11 protein-coding genes are annotated in these 12074 nt (G+C 64.4%); 10 read left to right on the top strand and 1 reads right to left on the bottom strand.

All coding sequences use genetic code 11. The annotated features are described in order from the left end of the window. Positions 1–4 precede the first annotated feature (4 nt). Complete coding sequence (locus J2S73_RS03660) at positions 5–535, bottom strand: hypothetical protein (protein WP_306884060.1); 531 nt, start codon at positions 533–535, stop codon at positions 5–7. 13 nt (positions 536–548) lie between these two features. Here J2S73_RS03660 and J2S73_RS03655 point away from each other — a divergent pair, with 13 nt between their 5' ends. The 10 genes from J2S73_RS03655 to J2S73_RS03610 all read left to right on the top strand — a co-directional run bounded on the left by J2S73_RS03655 (position 549) and on the right by J2S73_RS03610 (position 12057). Next, positions 549–1043, top strand: coding sequence for a copper chaperone PCu(A)C (locus J2S73_RS03655; protein WP_306884059.1), 495 nt, complete (start codon positions 549–551; stop codon positions 1041–1043). A gap of 224 nt (positions 1044–1267) precedes the next feature. Next, positions 1268–4420, top strand: a complete 3153-nt coding sequence (locus J2S73_RS03650) for a DUF2169 domain-containing protein (protein ID WP_306884058.1) — start codon at positions 1268–1270, stop codon at positions 4418–4420. After that, on the top strand, positions 4371–5477 hold the full coding sequence (locus J2S73_RS03645) for a pentapeptide repeat-containing protein (RefSeq protein WP_306884057.1): 1107 nt from the start codon (positions 4371–4373) through the stop codon (positions 5475–5477). The genes J2S73_RS03650 and J2S73_RS03645 overlap by 50 nt, the downstream gene beginning before the upstream one ends. A 120-nt stretch (positions 5478–5597) precedes the next feature. Then, on the top strand, positions 5598–6410 hold the full coding sequence (locus tag J2S73_RS03640) for a hypothetical protein (RefSeq protein WP_306884056.1): 813 nt from the start codon (positions 5598–5600) through the stop codon (positions 6408–6410). Between the two features lie 93 nt (positions 6411–6503). Then, positions 6504–7421: a hypothetical protein gene (locus J2S73_RS03635; RefSeq protein WP_306884055.1), complete on the top strand. Its 918-nt coding sequence runs from the start codon at positions 6504–6506 to the stop codon at positions 7419–7421. Between the two features lie 34 nt (positions 7422–7455). After that, positions 7456–8304 (top strand): hypothetical protein, encoded by an 849-nt coding sequence (locus tag J2S73_RS03630; RefSeq protein ID WP_306884054.1) that lies wholly within the window; start codon positions 7456–7458, stop codon positions 8302–8304. A gap of 212 nt (positions 8305–8516) precedes the next feature. Next, a complete protein-coding gene (locus tag J2S73_RS03625; RefSeq protein WP_306884053.1) occupies positions 8517–8912 on the top strand; it encodes a hypothetical protein in 396 nt (131 codons plus the stop codon). Positions 8913–9341: 429 nt separating this feature from the next. Beyond that, positions 9342–10163, top strand: a complete 822-nt coding sequence (locus J2S73_RS03620; RefSeq protein ID WP_306884052.1) for a hypothetical protein — start codon at positions 9342–9344, stop codon at positions 10161–10163. 72 nt (positions 10164–10235) lie between these two features. Then, a complete protein-coding gene (locus J2S73_RS03615) occupies positions 10236–11159 on the top strand; it encodes a hypothetical protein (RefSeq protein WP_306884051.1) in 924 nt (307 codons plus the stop codon). 43 nt (positions 11160–11202) lie between these two features. Next, on the top strand, positions 11203–12057 hold the full coding sequence (locus J2S73_RS03610) for a hypothetical protein (protein WP_306884050.1): 855 nt from the start codon (positions 11203–11205) through the stop codon (positions 12055–12057). Positions 12058–12074: the final 17 nt, after the last annotated feature.

Genomic DNA, 12074 nt, shown 5'->3' with positions numbered 1-12074 from the left:
GTTTTCAAGAAACGAAGACCTGCGCGCCGGCAGCGAACATTAGGTTAATCAACATTACGGGACACGATTTCGTCGGTTGAGTGTCGGCGGCGGGCGTGTACAAGGGGAGCTTCGCGAAGACCGCACGCCGTTGACGGAGGTCGAGGTTGGGCTGCCGAACGCTCCGACGGGCATTGATCGCCACCTGTCTTGCAGCGGCAGCCGCCGCCTGCTCCGGGGGCGCCGACCATTTCAAGGCGGCGTCGATCGAGATCGACAGACCGATCGTCTTTCCCCTGTCCGAAGCCACCGGGGACAAGCCGTCCGGCACGTCCGCAACGGGCAGCTCTGCGTCGACGTCGACATCCGCGTCCCCGACGAAGACCGCCTCGACTGCGGCGTCGTCCTCCTCGTCGAAATCCACCTCCCAGGCGACCTCGGGCGCGCAGACGAAGCCCGCTTCCCCGACCGGAACGAGCGGCTCCGCATCCGCGTCCGGCACCTCCGGCGCGACCGATGCGAACTCGAAGTCGGCGGAGAAGAAGGGCCCGACCACCGCCCTCGCCCTCATGCGCATCAAGAACCAGGGCTCGACGGCGGACCGGCTTCTGCGGGCCACATCGAAGAAGACCGGGCCGATCGAGATCCAGCGCACCATCGTCGTGGGCGGCACGCCCAGCCAGCGGACCGTCCAGAGCATCGACATTCCCGCCGGCGGGTCGGTCGAGCTCTCGACCACCGGCTACATGCTGCGCCTGACCCGCGTCCACGAGGACTTCACCAAGAAAAACGCCACCATCCCGGTCGAGCTCGATTTCATGATCGCCGGGCGCTTTCCCGTCGAGTTCGAGATCCAGGCCGCCGGCCCGCCGCTCCCGCAACCGGCGCCCAAGGACGCCGAGGGCAATCCGCTCGCAACCGCAGGCCCGATCTCGATCGAAGGTCTCGAGGAAGGCAAGTACGGCAGCCAGCCGTCCAGCGGAGGCCAGACGACGGCCAAATCCGGGACCTCCTCTTCCTCGACCTCCGGTTCCGGAAATTCGGGTGCAAGCAATTCCCGATAAGCCGCGTGCAGGAGCCGGGCTTTCATGACAGCTTTATGACTGTTGAATTGTTCGACCGCGCCAGCGATACATGTCGATGACTGTCGACGGGGGCGTCGAATCCGAGCGCGAGATCTGGGGCTGGACCATGCGCGATCTATCTTTGCCGCCTCGTCGTGTGGCCCCGCCGCATGGTGCAGCCGCGCCAGCACGGGTGCGCCGGACCGCCATCGGGGAGTGAGGCGATGCCCGGCTACATCAAGCCCATGCGGCTCGGCGTTCTGACCAAATGTACCCCCCACGAGGGTGGTGCGATCTTCACGGTCACCTCCCTGGCCTTCTTCGACCTGCTTGAGCCCGACTATCTGCTGGTGGAGATCGGATTGTGGCCGACGGCTGCCGACCAGCTTCCACCCGGTTCGCTCCTCGACTTCGGAACCCCGAAGCCGAACGCCGAGGTCATCGTCGCGGGCAGCGCCATTCCGCCCGGCGGCAACCCGACCGGCAAGCTTCTGGTCGAAGCGCGCGTCGGTCCGATCAGCAAGAAGATCCTCGCGGTGGGCAACCGCCACTGGGTGCGCGGCGACCATGGTCCGGTGTTCACCGACCCGGTGCCATTCACCCACATCCCCATCGTTCCGGAACTCGCCTTCGGCGGCGAGGGGTTCGAGGCGAATCCGGTCGGACGCGGTATCGGCTCGCGCGGGTTGTACGAAGCCGGCTATCAGGCGCCGCTGCCCAATCTGGAGGATCCGGCGCGGCCCATCCTCACCATCGACGACACCCCGCCGCCCGCCTGGTTCGGCCCCTACGGCCTCGACGCGCCCTGGCGCCGCAAATACATGGGCACCTTCGATCAGCGCTACATGAAGACCCACTTTCCCGGCTATCCGGAAGACTTCGACACGCGCTACTTCCTCACCGCCCCCGACGACCAGCAGATCGACGGATATTTTCGCGGAGACGAGGAGATCTACGTCTCCGGGATGTCGTCCACCCATCCGCAGGTGCACTCGCGCCTGCCGGGCATCCGCGGCCGCGCCTTCGTCTATCGCAGCTCCGAGCCGGCCGGCCTGCAGGAACTGACCATGAAGCTCGACACCGTCTGGGTGTTCGGCTCGGTCAACAAGGGCCTCGCCGCCTTTCGCGGCTCCACCTGGATCGAGGACATCGAGGGCGACGACGTCAAGGATGTCATGATCGCCTACGAGCGCCTCGATGAGGAGCCGCGCAGCCACGACCACTATGCCGAGGTCTACCGGCTCCGAAAGGATCCGGACGAGAAGGTCAAATATCTGCTCGCCGACTACCAGCTCTCCCCGGCGATCGATCCCGAGATCAAGGAAGCCCGGCGCCAGCGCAAGCTGGCCGACTTCCAGAAGCGGATGGAGGCGTTCTCCGCCGCTCAGGAATTCTCCATGCGCAAGCAGTACGAGCAGCACGACCTGCCGCTCTCGCTGGTGCCGAAGATCCCGTTGCCGCCGATCCCTCCGGTGGCGATCCCGACCCGGGAGGAACTGGATCGCGGCGAGGCCGACTTCGCTGAGCTCCTCGACGATCTGGAGGAGCAGAAGAAGTTCGCCGACACCGTCCTCGTGGAGGCGGAGGCCCTGCGCAAGGACATGATCGAGAAGAGCGGGATGGACGGCCTGAAGGGCCTCCCCTCACTCTACGACATCGTGCCGAACATCCAGGCCGACCCGAAATATGCCGGCGCCTTTTCCGACGTCAGCGCCCCCGACATCGACCGGACCGCCGCGATCGCCGACCTGGAATCGCTGGTGGCGGACATGCCGTCGCTCGCCGAGCGTTCCGAGGAGGAACAGGCCAAGGTTCAGGCCGGGCTGGAACAGGCCCGGGGCCTTCTTTCCGGCGCGGCCTACAACGATCCGGCGAATTTCCTTGCCGACGAGGACGAGCAGTTCCGCATGGCACGGGCCCGGGCACTCGATCTTCCCGAAGCCAGGCCCATGCACGACGCGCGGTCCCAGATCCGCGACGCCGTGGAGCGGATGGAAGGGGCGGGCCTGGAAGGCCTGCTTGCGGAATCCCGGGAGACCTTCGAGCAGGACAAGATCGCCGACGCGATGGAGCGGATGCGGCAGTCCGGCATGGATCCGGACGAGATCGATCAGGCCACTCAGCGCCTGGGCGAAGCGGAATCCAAGCTCTCCGAAATGCTGCCGATCCTCAAGAGCGACACGCCCGGCGAAGGCTTCGACCGGCTCCTGTCGGAAATCGCGTCTGTTTCGGCGGAGCGCGAGCGCCCCTCGCCGGACGAGATGGTCCGGGAATTCGAGGCCATGTTCGACCTGATGGAACCCATGGTCATCGACGGCAAGCGCAAGAGCCGGCTGATCGCGCTCGAGGCCGCCGTGCCGCAGCCACCGTTGTCTCCCGCGGTGGCCAGACGCCTCGGCGACCTCGTCCGCACCGAGATCGGCCTCGGCAATCTGGCCGGCCGCGATCTCGCCGGAGCGGATCTCGCGGGCGCCGACCTGTCCGGCGCCGACCTGACCGGAACCCTTCTGGAGGGCGCCAATTTGCAGGGCGCCAACCTGTCCGGCGTCACGGCAACGGAAGCCGCCTTCACCGGGGCCAACCTGCGCGGCGCCAACCTCTCCGGTTCGGTCATGGAAAAGGTCAACTTCGCCTCAGCGAAGCTGGACGGCGCGAGCTTCGCAGGCGCCCGGATCGTCAGTCCCAATCTGATGCTGGCGTCCCTGGAGGAGGTCCGGCTGGAGAACGCGGATCTGGTGCGCTGGACCGTCGCCAAGCAGGATTTCTGCGGTGTGGTCCTGGACGGGGCCAAGCTGACGGAATGCACCTTCATGCGCTGCACCTTCGACCGGGCCAGCGCGCGGCGGGCGCAGATGGTCAAGGCCGTCTTCATCGAGGGCAGCGCCATCGAAGCGCGCTTCGACGGGGCGGAGTTCGAAAAATGCGGGTTCATCAAGGTCCCGCTCGACCGCGCCGTCTTCGACGAGGCGCAGCTCCTGGAGACGGGCTTCATCGGGGAGCCGTCCATGCAGCAGGCGAGCTTCGCCGCCATCAATGCCCGCAAGACGAGCTGGTTCACCGCCGATCTCAGCGAAAGCTGTTTCCTCAGGGCGCAGATGCGCGACTGCAACCTGATGATGTCGAACTTCCGGCACTCGGATTTCCGGCTCTCCACCCTGCGCGACACCCTGATGATGCGCGCGGACTACCGCGAGTGCGACTTCTTCGGAGCCAACCTCCTGGGGGCTCAGATGCGCAAGGCGAACCTCTCTTTTGCGAGCCTGCGCAAGGCCAACGCCTACGGCGCCGACTTCTCCCTGGCGAAGCTGACAGGAACGGATCTGCACGATGCCCATCTCATCAAGACCGCCTTTCGCGCGCCGGAAACTGTCGATTGAGGAACTGCTCGAATATCTCGGGCACGACCTTCAGATCGTCACGCGGGACCTGACCGAGATCGACTTTGCCGGGGCGGACCTGTCCCGTGCCAAGTTCGTCGACTGCGACCTGACCGGCGTGGACTTCCGCGGGACGACCCTCGACGAGGCTTCGTTCACCATGTGCGACATGGCGCGGGCGTGCTTTGCGGGCATGACCCTGACGCGGGTCACGCTTCTGAGCTGCGCGGCGGAAGAGGCCGACTTCACCGGCGCCGTCCTGACCGACTGCCAGACCGGCGCCACCGCGCTGCAGCGTGCCCATTTCACCGAGAGCGAACAGCTGCGCTGCGCCTTCGCCCAGTCGCCGCTGACCGGGGCGAGTTTCGAGGCCGCGAGCCTGGAAACCGTCGCCATCCTCCAGTCGGATCTCACCGACGTCTCGTTCAAGACGACGCTTCTGAACACCGTCTTCCTGACCGAAGCCGACCTGCGCAGCGCCGACCTGACCAACACCCAGTTCAAGCAGGTGCTTCTGATCGAGGGCGACCTCCGCGGCCACAATTTCGCGGGCCAGACCCTGGAGAACTGCACCATCATGCAGGCCCAGCTCGACGGGGTCGACTTCCGCGGCGCCAATCTCGCCTATTCGATCTTTCTGGAGAGCTCGCTGCGCAAGGCGAACCTCACCGGCATCGACGGATCCAAGACGATCTTCACCCGGGCCGATCTCCGGGAGGCCGATTTCACCGGCAGTCGGCTCGACATGGCGAATTTCGCCGGCGCCACCCTGCATCGCACCTCGTTCATCGACTGTCAGCTCAACATCGCCCAGTTCGACGAATCCGATGCCCGCGCGGCCGCCTTCGACCGCGCCAGCCTGACCCAGGCCAACTTCGCCAACGCCCGCGTGGAAGGCGTGTCGTTCCGCAGCGCCAGGTTCCATCAAACCTTCATGCACATGGTGGATACTGACACCACGTTCACCGGAGGCAGCACCGGCTCGACCTTCGGAACGGACCAGCACCGGGCGGTGGCCGAGCGCTACAACCCGTTCAAGGTGAAGCTTTCGAACTGACATCTGGGACAGGAGCCGCCTGGACCGGCGCTGGCGGCGGACGCGGGCGCTACCGAGACGGCCTCGCGGGCGCGGCGGCACGGCAACCCGCCGCCGGCGCCCAAGGCGAAAGAGACGGGCGTGGGCAATACGGCCATCATTCATAGCGCACCGGCGGCCGCCCCCGGCGATCCGCCGCTCGGCTACATGCGGCTCGGTGCCTATCAGTCCTCCGAGGCCAACCTCATTGAGAAGACGGTTCCGGCCGGCGACGGCATTTATCTGATGACCGGCGCCCAGATCACCACCAACACCGACGGCGGCGCCTATCTGGAAGCCGGCAACGGCATGACCGTTCTCGGAAACGCCACGATCGGCGTGAGCGATGCCGGGCAGACCAGCATCCGGGCGATGACCGCATCCATCGGCGGCGGCTCGACCCCGTCGACCTCCAACAATGACATCAACCTGCAGTCCGAGAGCGATCTGACGCTCGAGGCGGAAACCGGGATCGAGATCACCTGCGAGCGCCTGGTCTATGTGGTCAACCAGAACCTGACCTGGTCGACCTCGGCGAAGGGCGTCTCCTACTACCTGACCCAGACCACCTTCACCCTGGGCGGCAAGACCGGTCTCTACCTGACCAACAACACCGATATTTCCGGTCTGCGCTGGGAGCCGCGCATCTACGACCACAAATATGCGCTGATCGACAATTCGTCCGTCATCGTCAAAGCGTCCGGCCAGGCCTACAAGAACGAGAATCACGGCCTGAAAGCATTCGGCATCGGTCTCTTCCTTCCGATTTCGGCGGCGGAATCTGAGGCAACGGGCGTCAAAAACTCGAACTCCGCGGCGAAGATCGAAGCGAACGGCATCGACTCCCAGCAGTCGGGCGCCGATTCCGAAAACAGCGGCATCGATGTCGAGAGTGCCCCCCTGAACAACAACTGACGCATCACCGACCCGCGGCTCCCGGCGCGGTCCTGCGGACCGTCCTTGCCGGTGCAGCCAGCCGGCGCGAAATCGATCTCATGAGGACCGCTCATGCCCGCCTGGACCGCCTCGACCGACGCGACCGCTCCCGGAGCCTCATACCTCCGTCTGGGCACCTATCAGGCGAAGGAAGAGCGCCTGAAGCCCGAGCAGTACAAGGAGGCGTTCTCCACGTCGGACGGCGACTTCGTGACCACGAAGGGCAACTGGCTGGTCAACGCCGACGGCTCCATCGACCTTCAGCTCAAGAGCGACGCGACCATCTTGATCGGCGATTTCGGCACCGAGACCGACAAGCATCTGACGATCGACGTGCTGGAGGGCGAAAAGTCCACCAAGACCATCTATTCACCCGACCAGCCGCCTCGCGAGGTCACCACGATCGAGGGCAAATCGGCACTCCTGAAGGGATCGGGCACGGCCATCAACGCGGTGGCGGCGTCCGCCAGCGCCAAGGCGCCGGCGGCCGGTCAGCTCACCGTCTACGCGTCGGACAAGATCCTGATCAGCTCGGGCGACATGACGAAGCTCCATGCCGGCGGGAACGTGAAGGTGACCAACAAGGAGGCCTCGACCACCGGCACCCGGCAGCGCGAATTCAACATGGGCTTCGTGAACTCGATCGTGTCGGGCATGCAGGCCAAGATCGTGCCGGGTGCCTACACCTCGGCCATGGTGGGGCTCAGGATCCAGATCCGGCCGCTCGACTGGAAGATCTCCGGTTTCGACTTCTCCTATCCCGTCACCAAGAACGAGATCATTGCCTTCAAACAGGAAAACGAAGGCATCTGGGCCTTCATGAAGAGCCTCGCGATCGGGGTCGGCTCCTGCGTCCAGAAAAACGAGATCACGTCGGTGAAGCAGAAGACCATGGGCAACAAGACCACGGGCTGCGGCCTGGCGCTGCGTGCCGCCGGCATCAAGTCGTCGACGGTTTCCAACAGCACCGGCGTCAAGAACGAAATGTAGCGATCGCTCCGATCGCAGCGTGAGGAGAAAGCCGTTGTCCAAAAGTGTGCGCATGACCGTGCCCGACGGCAAGGGCGGCAAGTCGGCCTATCTGAGGCTCGGCGCCTACGTGTCCGACGAGAGCGGCTTTCCGTCGACATACAAGGGGACGGCGTCGGAGACCAACGGCATCTTCATGTCGACCCAGGGCACGCTCACGCTGGTGTCCGGAACCAAGCTCTATGCGGAGACCGACGAAAGCGTGGCGATCGTCGTGGACAAGGGCGATTTCTCGATGACGGCCGACTCCACGCTGTCGCTGACGGCGAAGAGCCTGTTCGTGCAGTCCGGCCACGTGGTCGATCAGACCGCGTCGGTTCCCTCCCTGCCGGTCGGGCAGGCGAAGTTCGACACCGCCTTCCAGTTCGAAGCCAGATCCAATTCCGGCAACGTCGTCGTCGACTGCCCGGCATCCGGCTACAAGAAGACCACCTCGACCGGGTTCGAGGAGGTCTGGGGCAATCAGGAGAAATCGAACGGCACGGCCGCCTCGATCGTGCTCGGCGCCCTGACCGACGTGCCCATCGGCGTCTATCCCTCGTTCTCCTGGTGGCGCATGAAGGTCCGCCTCACGGAATCCAAGATGGCCCTGAGCGCGTCCACCATGGCGCTCTACAAGATCGGCGCCCACGTGACCAAGCTCGACAACAAGTCGATCTGGGACACGCTGCTCGGGATCGGCACGTTCGGCATCGGCCTTCATGTGAAGAACGAGATCACGTCGCTCAACCAGGAGCTCTCCAAGGCCCTCACCGAGGCTTTCACGATCACCCAGGAAGAGATCGACGCCGATCTCTGGGGCGCGCACAACGGGATCGCCGGCGCCTATATGCGGAGCTACTAGCGCCTTAAATTCCGGTAAGGCCATTGAAGCACGGGGCCGGTGGGCTCATCCTAACATCTGTCCGGTCCACGCCGGACGGGGAGCCTTTTCCGATCAGCTGGAAATATCTGATCGATAGGAAATGGCTCCAGGTTCACTAGTTTGAGCAGTTCCTTTTCGTTCCGATGGTGTCAATCTGAACGGGAAATGCTCCAGCGAGATTGGGGCTGACCATGATTTTCAACGACTGCACCAGCCCGACGGGCACCAATACGAACCTCTCCGTGGACCTGGTCCCCTCGGTGCCGCCGATCCCGACGCCGACCTGCAACACAGGCTTCAAGGCCACCGTGGTTCCGTCCCAGGTGACGAACTTCTCCTGCTGCATGCCGGCCAAACGGGTGCTCGACACCACGACCACCAGCGTCGGCGATATCGCACCCAGCGTCACCGGCGGACAGATCGCCATGATGAACCGGGACGCGACCTGCAAGATCGGTTACTTCGTGGTGTTCATGCCGTCGACAGCGATGCTCAACGTGTCGTTGCCGGACGGCATTCCTCCGAGCGGCATCGGTGCGCAGCTGTCGCCGTGCCAGATCAAGCAGTTGCTGCTGATGCCGGCCTGAGCCACGCGCGCTCCCGACGCCAAGGTGGCGGCCGAATACTTCTGATGACGGACGGACGCACGGCCGGATAGCGGGCGATCTCTTCCGCCGGCAAGGCTTTTTATTAAAAACCGGCAATGTTTATTGCATTTTTGTGACAGTGTGCGCAGATTGCTTGAGAGGGGAATTGGGGAGCCTGGCGGGAACAGATCTGCAGCCGGACACTCCTTGGTCGACCTTCCGAACGACGTGTCGTTGGAGATGACCAACGGGCGGGGATGACCGTTTCGCCGGACGAGGTCGGCGTCGGGGTCCACCGCCCTGATCGGAACCGATGGTCTGCAACAGGACGGGTGCGCGGCGGCCGCCGCCGGCCGGACCGCGCATCGATCGTCCTCAGGTTTCGGCAGTTCGTCTCCCGGCACCACCGGAATGAGCGGGTGCCGGCCGATGAGCGACAATCAGAACAGCTATTTCACGCCGGAAGCGGACGATCCGAGCACACCGCTCGCCTATCTTCGGCTGGGCTCCTATCTGGGGTCGGGATCGGCCGAAGACGGCTACATCGACAGCAAGTTCACGCCGGGCAGCGGCATCTACCTGATGACCAACGCCGAGCTGACGGTCGACGGCGGCAACGACATCGTGGTGAGCGCCGGCAACGGCATGACCGTCGACGGCGACAAGGCCATTTCGGCGGTCGTCTCCGGCGAAACGAGCGTGCGCGCGATGACCACCGGCTTCGGCGCGAGTTCGTCTCCGCCCACGGACGACATCAACGTGACGCTGGAAGCCGAGGATGGCGTCACGCTTCACGCGGAAACCGGCATCGAGATCACCTGCGAGACGCTGCGCTACGTGGTCGATCAGAACTACACGAGTTCGTTCTCCAGCAGCAGCACCTCCCACTACAAGACGAATACGACCTTCACCCTGGGCGGGTCGACGAGCGCGTCCCTGCTCAACTCCTCGGAGGTCTCGGTCGCCCGGTTTTCCCCCTATCTGCAGGCGGCCTTCTTCTCGATGCTCAGCTTCACGAACAAGGGCTTTGCCGGTGGCGCCGCGGCGTTCGAGAACGCCAATTTCGGCATCAAGGCATTCCTGATCGGGCTGATGCTGCCGATCGCCGGCGCGGAATCGTCCGCGACCGGAGCGGGCAACTCCAACTCCCTCGTCAATTCGGAGGATGAGGCCCTTGGGGGAAGCCAGTCCGGCGCCCTCAGCGAGAACAACGGCACGGCGGTGAACACGGTCGCCGTCTCATCGAACTAGCGACCCCGTGCGCTCGGGTGGAAACGCCCCACCGAGGCCGACACGCCGGGACAGACGGGAAAGGATGCTGACATGGCGGCAACGGTGTTCTCCACCTCCGACACCGAGACCGGCGAGATCACCGCCTATCTGCGTCTGGGCACCTACCAGTCGAAGGAAAGCACCCTCGAACCCTCCATGTACGACGGGTCGTTCGAGGAGTCCGACGGGGTGTTCATGACCACCGGTGGCGTTCTGCTCGTCAACGCCGACCAGGCCGTCCAGATTGAGTTCCAGGACGATGCGGAGATCCTGATCGGCGATCCCCAGGACACCACCGATGCCGTGCTTCGGATCGATGTGCTGGAAGGCAGTTCGACGACCGAGACCAGCTATACGGCCCAGGGCTATCCGGTCACCTACGAAGTGAAGGACGGCAAGAGCGCGACCCTGAAGGGCTCCGGCGTCGTCATCAACGCGGTGACGGCGTCCAGCGCGGCCCAGAGCGCCACCGACAAGGAGCTCCTGGTCTATGCTTCCGACAAGATCAAAAGCGACTCGGAGTCCATCACCGAATTCAACTCCGCCCAGAACGTGGTCGTCGTGAACACCACCGACACGACCTACAGCAGCAAGGTCAACACGTTCAACATGGGCTTCGTGAACTCCGTCACGGCCGGGTTCGTCGCCTCGATCGTGAGCAGTCTGAACACCTCCGGCATCGTCGGCTCGATGCCCGGCCTCTCGATTTTCGGCGTGACGGTCAAGCTGGCGGACTTCCAGTTCGCGTACTCGTCGAATTCGATCGGTCTGGCGGCCCAGAAGAATGTGGGCCTCGGGGCGTTCCTGATCGGTCTGACGACGATCTATGGCATGGCCTTCCAGGAAAACGCCCTGGTGGAGCAGGACCAGAAGGCCCTCGGCAACGAGACGAAAGGCGTGGGGCTTGCGCTGAAGTTGGCCGGCTTGAAGTCCAAGGCCGTGGCGTCGCGGACCGGCGTCCAGAACACCATGTAGCGGTGCGCCGAAGCAGACGGTCCGGCCGTCCGGGAGGAAAATGATGACCAAACCGACGTTGAGAATGACGGTCGACTACGGATCGGACAACGCCGACGTGGCCTATTTGCGGCTCGGCCGGTACGTGCCCGGCGAGACCGGCTTGCCGTCGAACTTCACCCGCGGACTGGAGTCCTCCGACGGCATCCTGATGAGCACCGACGGCGATGTCACGATCGTCGCGGCCGAGGAGAGCTACGCCCAGAGCGCGGCGTCGCTCAACATCCAGGTGGTCAAGGGCGCGTTCGCTCTGGAGGCCGACTCCTCCCTGGAGCTCACCTCCCGCAGCGTCTTTCTCCAGTCCGGCTATGTGGTCGATGAAAACTCCGACGTGCCGTCCGTTCCCGACGGCACCGTCCAGATCAAGACGTCGGAAGCCTTCAAGGCCCGCTCGAAGACCGGCAACGTGACCCTGAAGTGCCCGGCGGCAGGCCTCAAGAAGACCATCCACAGCGGGTTCGTCGAGGTCTTCGGAAACCAGGAATCCTCGGGCGGCAATTCGACCTCGATCACGCTCGCCGCAGCGACCAGCGTCACCATCGGCGTGGCTCCCTTCTTCGTCTTCCTGAGTGCCATCGTGCGCGGTGCCGAAACCGGCACGTCCTTGCTGATGTCCGGCGCCACCGCGGTCGACAGCACGGCGATCGGGAAGGAGCTCGACAGCAAGTCCCTGAAGAACGGCATCGATGCCATCAAGAGCTCCAACATCCTGGCGCGGATCAAGCAGTCGCTGGCCGATGCGACCGACGTCTTTTCGGACCTCGATTTCAGCAACATCGACATCACCCAGGGTGACATCGACGCCGACCTGTTCGGCGTCGAGAGCCGCGTGAACTCGACGGCCGAGATCAATATCTGACGGTCGGCCCGAAAATC

Origin of the sequence: Amorphus orientalis (assembly GCF_030814015.1) — a bacterium.
Taxonomy (GTDB): Bacteria; Pseudomonadota; Alphaproteobacteria; order Rhizobiales; family Amorphaceae; genus Amorphus; species Amorphus orientalis.
Note: the sequence above shows the minus strand (reverse complement) of the source record. Positions and strands in the feature narration are given on the sequence as shown.